A 16,127-nucleotide genomic window follows, 5' to 3' on the forward strand; every position below is an offset into this window, starting at 1 on the left:
GGGACCCCTTATGGCCAAATCCATTCAACATAACGTGGCCTACGTTGCCTGCGGAAGCGGTTGTGCCTCCACAGGCGGCGACGCCCGCTGCAGCGAAGGCTGCATTGGCTGTGGCGCCTGCGTCACGGCCTGCCCCCACGGCGCCATTGCCCTGGTCGATGGCATCGCCCGCGTGGATCGTTCCAAGTGCACGGGCTGTGGCCTGTGCGGTACGGTGTGCCCACAGCGCGTGATTGCCTTCGTCCCCGGCTACCAGAACATCCTGGTGTGCTGCAACAACACCGATAAGGGCGCCATTGCCCGCAAGATCTGCGACACGAGCTGCATCGGTTGCGGCATGTGCGCCAAAAAGTGCCCTGCCGGCGCTATCCGCATCGAGGACAATTGCGCCCATATCGACGGCGCGGATTGTCTGTCGTGCGGCATGTGCGCCGTCGTCTGCCCGCATGGCGCCATCCACGACCGCACCGGCATCGCCGCCGGCGTGTAGAAGGGGGTCACCATGGCACGGGAATTCACTTTTACCGTTAACGGCGTCGAGCGCACGACGACCCAAAACAAACCGTTGCTGCGCTATCTGCGCGACGACCTACACATTCACTCCGCCAAGGATGGCTGCTCCGAGGGCGCCTGCGGCACCTGCACCATCCATGTGGATGGCGCCGCCGTCAAGGCGTGCGTGCTGACCACCGCTCTTGCCGCCGGTCGCAACATCGTGACCGTCGAGGGCCTGCCCGAGGACGTGCGCGAGGCATTTGTGTACGCCTTTGGCGCCGTGGGCGCCGTGCAGTGTGGTTTTTGTATCCCCGGCATGGTCATGGCAGGTGCAGCGCTGATCGCCGAGGATCCCGAGCCCACCGAGGAGCAGATCAAGTACGCCATCCGCGGCAACGTCTGCCGCTGCACTGGCTACAAAAAGATTATCGAAGGCATCTCGCTGGCCGCTGCGGTGCTTCGCGGCGAAAAGCAGATCGACGAGGATCTGGAGCGCGGCGATGACTACGGTGTGGGCAAGCGCGCCTTCCGTATCGACGTGCGCAAGAAGGTGCTCGGCGAGGGCAAGTATCCCGACGACATCGACGAGCTCGATCAGCCGGGTCTGACCTACGCCAGCGCCGTGCGCTCCAAGTATCCGCGCGCCCGTGTGCTCTCCATCGACACCTCTAAAGCCGAGGCCCTGCCCGGCGTGGTGGGCATCCTGCGCGCCGAGGACGTGCCGGTCAACCAGGTCGGCCACCTTATCCAGGACTGGGACGTCATGATCGCCCAGGGCGATATCACCCGCTGCGTGGGTGACGCCATCGTGCTGGTGGTCGCTGAGGACGAGGCGACACTCGAGAAGGCCAAGAAGCTCGTTAAGATCGATTACGAGCCGCTGGAGCCCGTGCGTAACATTGTCGAGGCCAGGGCTGCCGATGCCCCACGCCTGCACGACAGCTTCTTTGCCTTTGGCAACACGGTGGAGCTCAAGGACAACGTGTGCCAGAGTCGCCATGTGACGCGCGGCGACGCCGCCAAGGCGCTGGCGGAGAGCGCATTTACCGTGACGCAACGCTTTACCACGCCCTTTACTGAGCATGCCTTCTTGGAGCCCGAGTGCGCCGTCGCCTTCCCGTACAAGAACGGCGTCAAGGTGCGGTCGACCGACCAGGGTGCCTACGACACGCGCAAAGAGTGCGCCCACATGTTTGGCTGGGATAGCGAACCCGAGCGTGTGGTCGTCGAGACCATGCTTGTGGGCGGCGGCTTTGGCGGCAAGGAGGACGTTTCGGTCCAGCACCTGGCCGCGCTTGCTGCCTATAAGCTCCAGCGTCCTGTGAAGTGCAAGCTCACGCGCGCCGAGTCGCTCGCGTTCCATCCCAAGCGCCACGCCATGGACGGCACCTTTACGCTGGGCTGCGACGCCGAGGGCAACTTTACCGGCCTGGACTGCGAGATCAACTTTGACACCGGCGCCTACGCGTCGCTGTGCGGCCCGGTGCTCGAGCGCGCCTGTACGCACGCCGTCGGTCCCTACAAGTACCAGAACACCGACATTCGCGGTTTTGGCTACTACACCAACAACCCGCCCGCCGGCGCGTACCGTGGCTTTGGCGTTTGCCAGTCCGAGTTTGCGCTCGAGAGTCTGATCGACCTGCTGGCCGAGAAGGTCGGCCTGGATCCGTGGGAGATTCGCTACCGCAATGCCATCGAGCCGGGCGAGGTTTTGCCCAACGGTCAGATTGCCGACTGCTCCACGGCGCTGAAGGAGACGCTGCTCGAGGTCAAGGATGCCTACTATGCGCATCCCGGCCACGCCGGCATTGCCTGCGCCATGAAGAATGCCGGCGTGGGTGTGGGCCTGCCCGATGCCGGCCGCTGCAAGATTCGCATCGAGGATGGCCGTGCCGTGGTCTATGCTGCCACGTCCGACATCGGCCAGGGCTGCAACACCGTCTTTTTGCAGGACGTTGCCGAGGCCTGCGGCCTGCCGCTTTGCTGCATTGCCAATGGCGAGTGCTCCACCGAGAACGCGCCCGACTCGGGTACTACGTCTGGCTCGCGCCAGACGGTCGTGACCGGCGAGGCCGTGCGCGGTGCCGCCTTCCTGCTGCGCGATGCCATGCTTGGCATCGAGGCCGGCAAGCCTGCACCCGATACTCCCGTGAGCGCGCATGGTGACGGCGTCAAGATCGAATACGACGACGGTCGCGCCTATCAGCTGCGCGCACAGGAACTCATCGCCGGCCAGGGAATGCATCCTCAGGATCCCGCGGTCGCCATCAAGGCGCTCGAGGGATGCGAGTTTGGCTACGTGTACCTGGAGCCGACCGACAAGCTGGGTGCGGATGTTCCCAACCCCAAGAGCCACATTTGCTACGGTTTTGCCACGCATGTGGTCATTCTGGATAACGATGGCCGCGTGAGCGAGGTCTATGCCGCGCACGATTCCGGCAAGGTGGTCAATCCCATCTCCATCCAGGGTCAGATCGAAGGCGGCGTGCTCATGGGTATGGGCTATGCGCTTACCGAGGACTGGCCGCTCAAGGACTGCGTACCCCAGGCAAGGTACGGTACGCTCGGGCTGTTCCGTGCGCCCGGGATTCCGGATATCCACGCCATCTACGTGGAGAAGGACGAGCTACTGTCCGTGGCATACGGCGGCAAGGGCATTGGCGAGATCGCAACGATCCCCACGGCGCCCGCCGTGCAGAACGCCTATCGCGCATTCGACGGTAAGCTGCGTCCGGATCTGCCCATGGTGGATACACCGTACAGCCGCGCCCGTCACCGCGGGTAGGGTAGAGCGCGGACAGCCATTGCCGACTGCCGTCCGCGCTCAGCACCAACTGCATATGCTGCACCTTTGGCCCCAACTCCATCGCGATGCCGGGGCCTTTTGTTTGGAGCGGAAATTGCGTCCCGGAATTGGCACTCAGAACGGGATGCAGTTTCCGCTGGGCGTTCAACCGGAAAGCGTGTCCCGTTCTAGGCCTTGATTCCGGGGCACGGTTTCCGCTAGGCATGCCATCTGGAAAGCGCATCCCATTTTGAGCACTCAATCTGAGACATGGTTTCCGCGGGTGCTGCCAACCGGAAAGTGTGTCCCGGTTTGGTAGGCAGACGGGCATAAGCTCAGCAGCCCCTACAGCTCAATATCGTTGAGCCATGTCGGGAGCATGGTCTGGCGGATGCCTGCCGTCTGTAGCTTTTTCGCAAGCATGTCTGCCGAACGGACTTCGTTCATGGTAAAGCGGATGAGCGGATGGCCGTAGAGCGATAGGTGCGCCTCGCGCTGGCGTTCGGCAACGAGCGTCTCGGCGGTGGTGCGTCCGGCCAGCATGGTCTGGTCGGTATATTTGATGAGCCCGTCGAGCTCACCCAGTGTGAGTTCCCGCGCCTGGCGCTCCCAGGCAAAGTCCGTTCGTATGGGCTTGGCCGAATCGAAGGGGTCCGTCAGCTCGTATTGAAGTTGGTCGGGTGCAAAGCCGGTCTCGATCATGACGGCTCGGCCGACCGATTCCCCGCCGCTCTCGGCGCGCGCGTCAGCATATTGGAGCGTGGTGAGGGCCGTGCGCACCGCGCGACCGTTGCGGTCGGTTTCTCGCTTCTCGACCTCCTCCATCAGCTGCTCCCGCGCAAGGCCGAGCTTTGAGATCGCCGAATCGGCAATGGGCATGCCATCGGCAAAACCGATCTGCAGCAGGCAATCCGTTACCGTTTGGATGGGCGGCGTTATCGATACGCCATTTTGATTCACCGCACCGGCCGGCTTGATCTGGTGCCGCTGAATATACGCGCCCGGGCGAGCCGACGGCTTGGTGGCGCTGCAGACATGCACGACGTTCAGGTGCCGCCACGAGACTTCGAGTCCCAGGAGACATGCTGCCGAAAACGAGCAGAACGTCCAATCGGGGCGGATGATCGCAAGGGCGCGAATAATCTCACAATGACGTTGCGCCCGGTTGAGTTCGTCCCAGCGCGTTTTTCGCGCAAACAGCCCCGGCATGGGCGAAGCGGCCGTGACGCCCATGCGCCGAAGGAGCGCTTTTCGGATCGCCGTGCTCGGGGGAATAAGGCATCGTCCCTCTTGCTCGGCTTGAGTGAGCAGTTGATCGATGAGTTGGTCATTGCAATGGGTCATGAGCTACCGCCTCCTTTTGGGTAGCAAAAACGTATCAGCCGGAACTTGCCGCTCAGCTGACCAAAAGCTGACCAAAATCTAACCATGCAGGTAGATGGCCTGCTTTTGGCGACATATTTCTTGTTTGAATCGGTGGGCGGTAATCGGCGACCGTGAATGGTAGCGAGTTATGAAGCCTTGGTAAGTTTCGGGACGTGTACTTTTTAGAAAAAGAGCATTCTATCTGCTGTTTTGTGTTTGTAGACCGCGTGTTTGAAGGCATGTGATATGGGCTGTGGATCGTCGTCTTGTATCTGCGGAAACTGTGTCCCGGAATTGCCGCTCGGAATGGGACGCATTTTCCGGAACAACCCTCAAACGGAAACTGTGTCCCGGAACGAGCTCTCAGAGCGGGATGAACTTTCCCGGCGGGGCTGCAGGCGGAAATTGCGTCCCGGATTCGACGCTCAGAATGGGATTCGTTTTCCGATAGGAGCTTCAGCGGAAAATGCATCCCAGAATTCAGGCTCAGAACGGGACGCGCTTTCCGGATGGCATGCTTGGCGGAAACTACGGCCCAGTTTTTGGCTCCAGAACGGGACGCATTCTCCGGAACGGTTCACGTGCGGTGGTGTACTGCCCCCTTTTGTGTGCGTCGGTCGTCGAATTACGTTATAGCTAGCTATATTATAGGAAGGTATAATATAGCTAGCTATAACGTAAAGGAAGGATGGCCCTATGTTTATCGGAAGAACAGCGGAAATGTCCGAGCTCAATCGACTGTATGGCACGGGCTCATTTGAAATGCCTGTGATTTACGGCCGTCGTCGCGTGGGTAAAACACGCCTTATCACAGAGTTCATCCAAGGCAAGAAGGCTATTTACTTTCAAGCTCGTCGCACCAATGCAGAGGCAAACCTGCACGGCTTTAGCCAGGCGATACTTGCAGGCTCGGTTGGTGCTGCAGGCGTGTCGTTTCGTAGCTTTGACGAGGCGTTCGATGCATTGGCCACCATGGCTCGCACGGAACGTTTGATTGTCGTGATTGACGAGTATCCCTATCTCGCCCAATCAAATCCCGAGATCAGTTCGTTGCTGCAAGACAAGATTGATCACCTGTACAAAGAGACCAGGCTCATGCTGATTCTATGCGGCTCGTCTCTTTCGTTTATGGAGGAACAGGTGTTGGGCTACGAGAGCCCACTATACGGTAGGCGTACGGCCCAGTTTAAGATCATGCCGCTCGATTTTACGACAACCCTCGGCCTGTGGCAGAGCATGAGTCGCGAAGACGCTGCGGTTTGCTATGGCATGACGGGTGGCATTCCCGCATATATCGAGAAAGTCGATCCTGCCGCACCGCTCAAGGACAACATCAAACGTCTTTTTCTTACTCCTACGGGCTATCTCTTTGAGGAGCCGAGTAACCTGCTGTTGCAAGAGTGCCGCAATCCCGAGCAATATGATGCGATCGTGCAAGCAATTGCTCAGGGGCGCTCGAAGATCTCGGAGATTGCGAGCTCTACGGGAATCCCTGCGAGCAACGTAAAGAGCTATGTGGATAAGCTGGCGTCGCTTGGGATTGTCGAGCGCGAGCTGCCCCTAAACGAGACGAGCAATAAGCGGGCCGTGTATCTACTGAGCGACCAGATGTTTAGGTTCTGGTACAAGTTTGTGCCGCAGAACATCGGGCTGATTCAAAACGATATGGCCGAGATGGCATATAAGCGCATTGAGCCGCACATATCGGATTACATGGGCACGGTCTTTGAGCTTATATGCAGGCAATACGTGTACGAACTCGCACGGGCGGGCCAGCTCGATGTGGTTCCGGCGAGCGTCGGGCGCTGGTGGGGGACGGATAATCGCACGCATACGCAGGAAGAAATCGACTTGATTGTTGACGATGGCGAGGGCGCCGCGCTGTTTGCGGAGTGCAAATGGCGCAATGAACCGGCGGGTGAAGACGTGCTGCAAAAGCTCGTGTATCGAAGTGAGCTCTTTAGACGGCAACGAAAAAGCTATGCACTTTTCTCAAAAAGGGGCTTTACGCAGGGATGTCTGGATGCCGCGGAGAGTAGGGGAGACGTCAAGCTGATCTCGTTTGCCGAGATGTGAGGGCGGGGTAGCTCTGCTCGAGGGCAAGAGCCTGTCCTCGAATTGCTGGAATAGGGCCCCTTCTTTTGTCGTGTTGGCTGCCGGCGGAAAGTGTGTCCCAGATTTCGGCCCCAGAGTGGGATGCCGTTTCCGGATCGGCCCTCAGGCGGAAGCTACGACCCGGAATTTGGCTCCAAAACGGGATACGCTTTCCCGGTGGCATCTCTAGCGGAAACTGCATCCCGGAATGAGCTCTCGGAACGGGACACGCTTTCCCATCGGGGCTTCAAACGGAAACCGTGTCCCGGAATCGAGCCTCAGGGTGGGACGCATTTTCCGGTAGAGGCCTGGGACGGAAGGCGTGTCCCAGAATCCGGCTAATCCGATGGCCAGGTGGTTGAGCGAGCGTGCTCCGAGGCTCCATTACTGAAAATTCATTTGTTAAACCTGGCAACCGTGGGTAGAATAAAGTCGACGGCAGCCCAAGGGTGATAGCTGGGCAGCGCCGTTACTTAGTTCAAGGGGTCAATGCCTTAACGGCGTCGACCCCTCTTCTTTTGCTTCGTACGCTGCTTAAGTGCCTCGGAAAGTCCGATAAGCGCCGTGAGGAGCGAGACCAAAGCGGTCAGGAGCTTCACGAAATCAATCAGATCGGTCATGGGCATCACCTCCCGTCGCATGGAGGGCGCTGCCCGGCACATGGAACTGCCGTCAACAACTGCCATTCTATCAAAGCGTGGTCATAAATACGAATATATGTTCGATAATAACAGCAACGTGATTCCTTCGAATAGCAGCCTTTCGTAAGGGCGGCAGAAGACGGCGCTGGGCGATTGGGGATAGACGCGCAGGTCTTCGTCGCCGAAAGCCCGTTTGATTAACCAGCCCTCTGTAGGTACACTGCATATTGATGGGCTCGGGATGACCGCTGATTCAAGTCACCGGGCCTAAATCTTTTTCATGCATTTGAATAGAGCGGGCGACTCTCTTGGGGCGGTCTGCATGGCGTGCGACCGGCGCATGGCGTTGCACCCCGCTTTTGTGTCCGCACGGGCGCCTATCCTTACGGCAATGTAGTCGCTTATGTAACAAGCGGCATTTGACGGAGAAAGGCCCTAACCGTGTCAGCTGAAAAGACGCCGTGCATCTCGGCTATCGATACGACGAACTTTGCGCGCCAGATCGTGCTGGACTTTGAGTTTGCGCCGGTGCCAAAACAGCGCCAGCGCCGTAGACTGCGCAATGAGATTATCGAGGTCGGCGCCGTCAAGCTCGATTACCACGGCAGCGTTATGGGTGAGTTCTCGCAGTTTGTGCAGACGGAATATACCGAAGGCGTTGCGTTTCCCGTCCGCGAGCTCACAGGGATATCGGCCGTGGACACCGCGATGGCCGATCCGCTCTATGTGGTGATCAAAAGGCTCAGCGATTGGATTGGTCGCTACTTCGCCCAGATAGTTTGCTGGAGCGGGACGGATCGTCGACAGCTTTTGACCGAGTGCCAGGCAAAGCACATCGACCTTTCCGCATTTCCTACGGACTGGGCCGACCTGCAGACGTTTTACACCTCGATTATGGACGTGGGCAGCCACGGGCGCGTCTCGCTGGGCGACGCGGTAACGTGGTTTGGCATCGAGTTCGACGAGTCGACGGGCCACGCCCACAGCGCCCTTGCCGATGCGCGCGTGACTGCCAAGCTGCTCAAGCAGATGATGGACGGGGACTACCGCGCGAGTCCGCGCGCCCAGGAAGTCCGCCAACGGTGGGGGATGGGCGCGCGAGCCCAGACGCGCCTCTCCAGCAAGTGCCCCGAGCTGGGCGACCTGCTGCTGAAGCTGAAGGCAGAGGGGTTGGGTAATTTGCTAAGAATGGCTGGTGGACTTGGGTGACTGAAGGCCATTGATAAATTCACTGCTGCCTACTGTACTTCAACTTTCCTTAATTCAATTGATGCGCTTCTCGTGTTTCTTTTGGAAAGACCATCCGTTTGCTTCTAAACATAGAGCGTTTCTCTCTGACTTTCTAGGACATGTGCTGCGTCGCCGATGGGCCCGGGGTCTACCGCGCTTCAGCGACCGTTCCTCCAGAACGCTCGCTGCTTTTGTTCAGAGATAGACGCTGCTGTCTAATGCCTGATAAAATGTTCTTATGTATGTTCTAGGACGCTGGCATATTAGTTTGCGGCATCGAGAAAGGCTGGCGGTTGGGTGAGCCCCGAGGAAAAAGCGCGTCTTGTTATCGATGAAAAGTTGAGCGCTTCTGGATATGTCGTTCAGGACGTTAAAGAGTTCAATCCCGCAGCGGCCTGCGGTGTCGTTGTCCGTGAGTGGCAAACGACTTCTGGGCCATGTGATTACCTTATCTTTGTTGATAGCACCCCCTGCGGGTTAATTGAAGCCAAGGAACACAACAAGGGCGAGAAGCTAACAGCGGTAGCCGAGCAGTCAAAGAAATACGCCGAGAGTGAATTCAAATATGCCACTACGAATATTGACATTCGCTTTGTCTACGAGGCGACCGACGTCCTGGTCCGCTTTTGCGACTACCACGATAAAGACTACCGCTCTCGCGAGATCTTCTCTTTTCATAGACCGGAACAGCTACGTAGTTGGCTGAAGGATTCTGGCACTCTTCGGAATAGACTTAAGTCTTTTCCCGACTTCGAGACCGCCGGCTATCGCAAGTGTCAAGTAAATGCAATTTTAAAACTCGAAAAGACGTTTGAGGAGAATCGCCCGCGCGCGTTAATCCAAATGGCCACTGGTGCTGGCAAGACATATACCGCCATTACCAACGTTTATCGTCTACTCAAATTTGCCAAGGCAAAGCGCATTCTATTCCTTGTTGACACAAAGAACCTGGGGGAACAGGCCGAGGAGGAGTTCCGCAAATACAGGCCTACCGACGATGCGAGGTTGTTTCCTGAGCTTTACAACGTCTGTCGTTTGACCTCTTCGCAGATCCCCAATGGCTCCAACGTATGCATCAGTACTATTCAGCGCATGTACTCCATCCTCAAGGGCAAGGAACTTGATGAGGCGGACGAGGAATCTTCCCCTAGTGAGGGTCGCTTCGTCGGCGGGCCACGCGATGTTGAGTACAACTCGGCTTACCCGCCTGAATACTTCGATTTCATCATCATCGATGAGTGTCACCGTTCTATCTATAACGTCTGGCAGCAGGTCCTCGATTACTTCGATGCTTTTCTCATCGGGCTTACTGCTACGCCTGACAAGCGAACCTATTCTTTTTTCAACCAGAACGTCGTGAGTGAATACACCCATGAGGAGGCAGTCATTGACGGCGTCAATGTCGGCGGCGATACCTACATCATCGAAACTGATGTGAGCAAGAACGGCGCGACGATTACCGAGCGTCTGGTTGAAAAGAGGGATCGCCTTTCCCGTGAGAAGCGATGGGAGCAGAACGACGAGGATTTGGAATACGACAAGGGTAAACTGGACCGCGATGTTGTCAACCCGTCCCAGATACGCACCGTCATCCGCGAGTTCCGCGACAAGGTCACAACGGTTATGTTTCCTGGCCGCAAGGAAATACCCAAGACTCTCATCTTTGCCAAAACAGACAGTCATGCGGACGACATCATCAACATTGTGCGCGAAGAATTCGGGCGCGGGAACGAGTTCTGCAAGAAGATAACCTATAACGCTGAAGAGGACCCCAAGTCTGTACTTGCGGCATTCCGCAACGAATTCTATCCACGCATAGCCGTGACCGTCGACATGATCGCTACTGGTACCGATGTCAAAGCTCTCGAGTGTCTTGTCTTCATGCGAGATGTTCGTTCTAAAAACTACTTCGAGCAGATGCTTGGCCGCGGGCGTCGTACGCTCGGCCATGATGACCTGGCTCGCGTTTCGCCGTCAGCGACAACGAACAAGTGCCGCTACGTGGTTGTCGATTGCGTTGGCGTCACGAAGAGCCTGAAGACTGAAACAAGGCAGCTTGAGCGGAAGCCCTCAGTAAGCTTGAAAGAGCTCATGATGAGCGTCGCCATGGGTGCGCGCGATGACGATACCGTCACCTCACTCGCCGGCCGGCTTCTTCGACTCGCCGCCGTCATGGACAATGGCGAGCGAAAGAAGGCCGCCGAGCTCGCTGACGGGGCCTCTGTGAACGATATCGCCAGAGATATGCTTGATGCTTTCGACGAGGACAAGATAGCAAAGGAAGCCGGGTTTATCCTTAGCGATGATGTTCAAGAAGCAACCGAAGAAGAGCGAGCCAGGCTGGCGGAAGCCCAGTCTCGGCTTGTCGAAAAGGCGATAGAGCCGATGCTCTCTGCGGAGTTGAGAAACTATCTCGAAAACGTGCGCAAGGCACACGACCAGGTTATAGATAATGAGAACCTGGATGCTGTCATTTCATCCGGTTGGGACACCGATCGCGAGGACCACGCCAAAGAGGTCATCCAAACATTCAGACAGTTCCTTGCCGACAACAAGGATGAGCTGGACGCGTTGCAAATCATCTACGGTCAAACCTACAAACAGCGCCCCATCACGCTGCGTATGGTCAAAGCTGTTCACGATGCGTTGAAAACGTCCCCCTATGGGCTCTCTTGCGACACGGTCTGGCATGCATACGAGGTTGCGGGGGCACCCGTCGCTACGGCGCGAAGCGCTGTGGGCAAGATTATGGACATCATTTCCGTCATTCGATTCGAACTCGGACAGGAAAAGATCCTACGGCCCTTCGAGGCGGGCGTGGCGGAGCGTTTCAAGAGTTGGGTCTTCTCCAAGAACGCAGGCCACGGCCAGTTTACCGAAGAGCAGATGGATTGGCTGCGTATGATTCGCGACCATATCTCTACCTCGGGAAGCGTGAGCTCTGACGACCTCGACCTGTCGCCTTTCGGGGAGAAGGGCGGCCTCGGGCGTTTCTACATCCTGTTCGGCGATAAGTACCAAGACGTTCTCGACGACATGAACTACGCGCTTGTCGCATAACACCTATTAGCTAGAAAGGCAGCGCATGAGCGTATCCACCATTAACCAGAAGATTTGGAACATGGCGACCGTCCTCTATAACGATGGCGTTTCCAACAGCGATTATCTCGAGCAACTCACCTATCTGCTCTTCCTCAAGATGGCAGACGAGTACAGCAAGCCTCCCTACAACAGGCCGACCGGTCTTCCGGAGGACTGTCGTTGGGAGTGTCTTGCGGACAAGAGCGGCGCAGAGCTGTTCGATACCTATAAGAAGATGCTCGACAAGCTAGGCGCCCAGGGCGGCATGCTGCAGGAGATTTTTACTGGGGCCCAAAACAAGATGAGCTCTCCGGCAATCTTGGCGCGAGTTATTCGGATGATCGGTGCAGAAACGTGGACGGCTATGTCGCAGGACGTCAAGGGCGACATCTACGAGGGGCTGCTTCAGCGAATAGCCGAGGACACCAAATCTGGTGCCGGGCAGTACTTTACGCCTAGGCCGCTCATCAACACCATCGTCAAGTGTGCGCAGCCTAAGCCTGAGAAGACCGTCTGTGATCCGTGCTGCGGTTCGGGCGGCTTCCTGCTGGCCGCAAAAAGCTACATAGAGGAGGCCTATCAGCTCGACGCCGACCAAAAGAAGTTCTTGAAGAACGAGGCATTTCACGGCTGGGAGATCGTTCCCGCCACGCGCCGTCTTTGCCTCATGAATCTTTTCTTGCACAACATTGGCGACTTCAACGACGTTCCGCCCATCACGAGGAACGATGCGCTTCTTTCCGATCCTGGTGTGCGCTTTGATTACGTGCTCACCAACCCACCTTTTGGCAAAAAGGCGACGCTCAAAGCTGCCGCCGGCGAGGACGGCGAGCTTGTCGACGAAGAACTCTCGTACTCCCGCCAGGACTTCTGGGCAACGAGCTCTAACAAGCAGCTGAACTTTGTTCAGCACATTCATACCATCTTGAAGACTGGCGGCACCGCTGCCGTTGTCGTGCCCGACAACGTGCTGTTCGAGGGCGGCGCGGGCGAGACGGTGCGTCGTAAGTTGCTGGAGACCACGAACCTGCACACTATCCTGCGCCTGCCGACTGGCATCTTCTACAAGCCGGGTGTGAAGGCCAACGTTATATTTTTCGAGAACCGTCCTGGCAGCGAGCGTGCGCAGACTCGCGAGGTGTGGATTTACGACTATCGTACGAACGTTCACCACACGCTGAAACAACATCCCATGACCGAGGCTGACCTTGCCGACTTCCTCGATTGTTATAAGCCCGGTCATATCGATGAGCGCGATGAGACTTACAGCGAGGATAACAACCCCGATGGTCGTTGGCGCCGCTTCACAATCGACGAGATTATGGGCCGTGACAAGCTGAGTCTCGATATCACCTGGATCAAAACCGGCGAGGACATCTCCGAGATTGCGCTTTCGGATTTGCTCGCAAGCATTCACGAGAAAAGTGACGCAATTGCCGACGCCGTGGAACAGCTCGAGGCGCTTCTGGGGGACATCGAGGAGTAATGGAAACCAAGAAACTACGTCAAAAACTGTTGGACCTTGCTATCCGCGGCAAGTTAGCCCCCCAAGACTCGAACGACGAACCCGCAAGCGAGTTGCTGTCGCGTATCCACGCGGAGAAGCTCGCCATGGTTGAGCGCGGCGAGCTCAAGCCTAAGGACGTCAAAAACGATACCGTGATTTATTTCGGTTCCGATGGGCTGCCCTATGAGAAGCGAGCAGACGGCAAGGGCGAGGCGAAGTGCGTTGAAGGAGAAGTCCCGTTCGAATTGCCAGTAGGATGGCAGTGGGTTAGATTCTCCTCATTTTCCCTGTCAACGAATACTGGGCCCTTTGGAGTTGCTCTTCATAAGACCGATTACGTGGAAAATGGAATACCAGTAGTCAATCCTGCCGATATTCGAGATGGCGTAATTTTTCCAGGGAAAAGAGTTACGCCTCTAACTTGCAAAAGGCTATCTTCATATGTGCTCAAAAAAGGTGACTTCGTCATTGGGCGAAGAGGCGAAATGGGGAGAGCCGCATTCGTTGACCAAAACCAAGGTGGCTGGCTATGCGGTACTGGCTGCTTCTTTTCGCGCATGTCTTGCAGTGTTGATGCTTCTTTTCTCAGCTATCTATTCAAGGCTGATTATGTTAAACGGCAGCTTGAAAAAGATGCTATAGGGACAACTTTAAAGAACCTCAATTTGAACGTCTTAGGCACTCTCCTGATTCCCGTCCCGCCCCTCGCCGAGCAGCGCCGCATCGTCGACGCGCTCGACAAATACCTGGCACTCGTCGACGCGATCGAGCGGGACAGGACTGATCTCGAAGGCCTGCTTGCGCGGCTCAAGTCGAAGGTACTCGATCTCGCCGTCCGCGGAGAGCTTACTGAGCGGGACCCGGGAGGCGAGCCCGCGAGCGAGCTGCTCGCGGGCGTCCGCGAGGAGAAGCTCGCCATGGTGGAGCGCGGCGAGCTCAAGCCTAAAGACGTCAAAAGCGACACCGTTATCTTCACCGGTTCCGATGGCCTGCGCTATGAGAAGCCCGCCGACGGGAAGGGCGAGCCCAGGTGCATCGAAGACGAGATCCCGTTCGAGCTTCCCGAGGGGTGGGCGTGGGCGAGGCTGGGCACCGTCTGCTCCCTTCTGCGCCGCGGCAAATCGCCCGTCTACACTGACGATCCATCTATCCCGGTGTTCGCCCAGAAGTGCAATCAACCTTGGGGTATCACGCTGGAGAAAGTTAAGTTCCTCGATCGATCCGCACTGGATAGGTACGGAGAGACGCTCAAATTGAGGAGCGGGGACGTCGTAGTCAACTCAACTGGAACCGGGACTCTCGGCCGCGTCGGAGTCTTCGATGAAGGACTACTCGGCGATTATCCCTTCATTGTTCCTGACTCCCACGTAGCAGTGGTGCGCATAGTGCAACCATTTGAGAGTAAATACGTTTTTCACCTGCTTCGTTCCGAATATGGCCAGCGGCTTATCTTCAGCAAACAAACGGGAAGTACGAATCAGAAGGAGCTGCCCGCAAAAGAGGTCGCTTTCTTCCTTATTCCGATTCCACCCCTGGGCGAGCAGCGCCGCATCGTTAAAGACATAGAAGCAATAATCTCCACTACCAATCTATAGCCTCGTCAACTGCGGCGCGCTGCTCGGCGGCAGTGCGCCGCAGGTATATTCGCGTCGTCTCGATGCTGTCATGTCCCATCAGGTCAGCAAGAAATGCGATATCAGGATTCTTGGCAATGAAGTTCTTTGCGAATAGATGTCGGAATGAGTGAGGGTAGACCACATCGGGATTGACACCATACCGTTCTGCCGCTCGTTTCAGCCCGAGGGAGATACCGCGAGCTGTCAGCGCCTTTGGACTGTTTCCGCGGAAAATCGCGCCTGTCTTATTGTGCTCTGTTTCGCACCATTCCAGCGCTTCTTCTTGCAGCTTGTTCGGCACATAGATACGCCTGAGCTTCTGCCCCTTCGAGACAATGTCCATCTTGCCTTCCTCAATGTGTCTCACCTCAAACCTCCTGAGCTCGCTCACACGCGCTCCCGTACATGCAAGGAAACGAACGACGAAGTACCAGAACCAATCCCCATCGTTTCGAAGTCCCTCTCGCAACAACTCGTATTCTTCATTACTAATTACGTTGTTTAGGAATGGCTTCTGTTGGACTCGAACCCCTTTGAGTCTCATTCCATCGAAATGAAGAAAATCAAGATAGACATTGATGGCCCCAATACGATTATTCGCAGTCTTGGGTGCAAATGACGAAACCAGCCACTCCTTATGCTCAAGAAGTGACTGGTTCGTTATGGGGGTTGCATTTTGCTCAAGTTGCTTTGCCGCAAACAAGTATGAGGCAATAGTGTTCGATGCGTATTCTTGCGCTTGCAAGTACTCTTCAAATGCTTTCATTGCAGCTCTCCTTTCGACTATGCAATGAAAGCAGCTAATCGAGGTGGTTGAATAGCTCCTCTATTCGCTCGACAATGCGGCGCTGCTCGGCCAGAGGCGGGACGGGAAGGAGCATCGTCAGCATCGAATCGAATTCAATGCTGTCCACAGTTGTGCCGTCCTTGTGATAGGTGTTGCGGATGCGCTTATCCCAGGCGCTGAAGCACGTGAGCAGCCATTTGGAAAAGCCGCCGTGGAACGGCGTCATCGCCTTGAGATCCTGGTTGATGGTCGTCTCGACGCGGTTGATGGCGACCGGAAGCAGGCGGCGCAGGATGCCGCTTCTAACGACCATGAGGACGGAGCCGGCGGGAACGGTGCCGGTCTCGGCCGCACCGAGCGGGGCGAGCTCGATCTGGGACCCGTACAGCTCGGCGGCTTTCATGTCCTTCGAGGTGATCCAGGGCACGCCACCGCCCTCCCAGAACTCCTTGTTCGCCTTCGAGGGGGTCTTGCCTCCGCACGTTGCAACTATTTGGCCCAGCCTCGCCCACGCCCACCCCTCGGG

Annotated in this window: 11 protein-coding genes; 7 read left to right on the forward strand and 4 right to left on the reverse strand. The window is 57.0% G+C overall.

All coding sequences use genetic code 11. The features are described from left to right. The first annotated feature begins 10 nt into the window (after positions 1 to 10). Entirely contained in the window at positions 11 to 490 is a 480-nt protein-coding gene (locus SFLMC1_RS02835) for a 4Fe-4S binding protein (protein WP_152073502.1), read from the forward strand. Between the two features lie 12 nt (positions 491 to 502). After that, positions 503 to 3,280, forward strand: coding sequence for a selenium-dependent xanthine dehydrogenase (gene xdh, locus SFLMC1_RS02840; protein ID WP_152073503.1), 2,778 nt, complete (start codon positions 503 to 505; stop codon positions 3,278 to 3,280). Between the two features lie 345 nt (positions 3,281 to 3,625). On the opposite strand, the gene SFLMC1_RS02845 is transcribed toward xdh, so the two are convergent. Then, the gene (locus SFLMC1_RS02845) at positions 3,626 to 4,624 is read right to left on the reverse strand and encodes a hypothetical protein (RefSeq protein ID WP_152073504.1); all 999 of its coding nucleotides are present in this window, start codon (positions 4,622 to 4,624) and stop codon (positions 3,626 to 3,628) included. A 717-nt stretch (positions 4,625 to 5,341) separates the two neighbouring features. On the opposite strand from SFLMC1_RS02845, the gene SFLMC1_RS02850 reads away from it, so the two are divergent. Continuing rightward, positions 5,342 to 6,721, forward strand: coding sequence for an ATP-binding protein (locus SFLMC1_RS02850; protein WP_152073505.1), 1,380 nt, complete (start codon positions 5,342 to 5,344; stop codon positions 6,719 to 6,721). Positions 6,722 to 7,233: 512 nt separating this feature from the next. On the opposite strand, the gene SFLMC1_RS11230 is transcribed toward SFLMC1_RS02850, so the two are convergent. After that, the gene (locus tag SFLMC1_RS11230) at positions 7,234 to 7,359 is read right to left on the reverse strand and encodes a hypothetical protein (protein WP_255412934.1); all 126 of its coding nucleotides are present in this window, start codon (positions 7,357 to 7,359) and stop codon (positions 7,234 to 7,236) included. A 462-nt stretch (positions 7,360 to 7,821) separates the two neighbouring features. On the opposite strand from SFLMC1_RS11230, the gene SFLMC1_RS02855 reads away from it, so the two are divergent. The 4 genes from SFLMC1_RS02855 to SFLMC1_RS02870 all read left to right on the forward strand — a co-directional run bounded on the left by SFLMC1_RS02855 (position 7,822) and on the right by SFLMC1_RS02870 (position 14,793). Then, the gene (locus SFLMC1_RS02855) at positions 7,822 to 8,589 is read left to right on the forward strand and encodes a 3'-5' exonuclease (RefSeq protein WP_152073506.1); all 768 of its coding nucleotides are present in this window, start codon (positions 7,822 to 7,824) and stop codon (positions 8,587 to 8,589) included. A gap of 318 nt (positions 8,590 to 8,907) precedes the next feature. Beyond that, on the forward strand, positions 8,908 to 11,670 hold the full coding sequence (locus SFLMC1_RS02860) for a DEAD/DEAH box helicase family protein (RefSeq protein WP_152073507.1): 2,763 nt from the start codon (positions 8,908 to 8,910) through the stop codon (positions 11,668 to 11,670). Positions 11,671 to 11,695: 25 nt separating this feature from the next. Next, positions 11,696 to 13,177 carry a class I SAM-dependent DNA methyltransferase gene (locus tag SFLMC1_RS02865; protein ID WP_152073508.1) on the forward strand — a complete coding sequence of 494 codons (1,482 nt, stop codon included), beginning with the start codon at positions 11,696 to 11,698 and terminating at the stop codon, positions 13,175 to 13,177. Beyond that, on the forward strand, positions 13,177 to 14,793 hold the full coding sequence (locus SFLMC1_RS02870; protein ID WP_154063897.1) for a restriction endonuclease subunit S: 1,617 nt from the start codon (positions 13,177 to 13,179) through the stop codon (positions 14,791 to 14,793). The genes SFLMC1_RS02865 and SFLMC1_RS02870 overlap by 1 nt, the downstream gene beginning before the upstream one ends. On the opposite strand, the gene SFLMC1_RS02875 is transcribed toward SFLMC1_RS02870, so the two are convergent. Together SFLMC1_RS02875 and SFLMC1_RS02880 are read right to left on the reverse strand one after the other, a co-directional pair. Beyond that, positions 14,780 to 15,580: a tyrosine-type recombinase/integrase gene (locus SFLMC1_RS02875; protein WP_152073510.1), complete on the reverse strand. Its 801-nt coding sequence runs from the start codon at positions 15,578 to 15,580 to the stop codon at positions 14,780 to 14,782. The two genes, SFLMC1_RS02870 and SFLMC1_RS02875, sit on opposite strands and share 14 nt — an antisense overlap. Before the next feature lie 34 nt (positions 15,581 to 15,614). Further along, positions 15,615 to 16,127, reverse strand: a 513-nt coding sequence (locus SFLMC1_RS02880) for a restriction endonuclease subunit S (protein ID WP_187323834.1), incomplete at its 5' end; no start/stop codon positions are given.

The sequence above is a fragment of the Collinsella aerofaciens genome, from assembly GCF_901212495.1.
Lineage (GTDB): Bacteria > Actinomycetota > Coriobacteriia > Coriobacteriales > Coriobacteriaceae > Collinsella > Collinsella aerofaciens_H.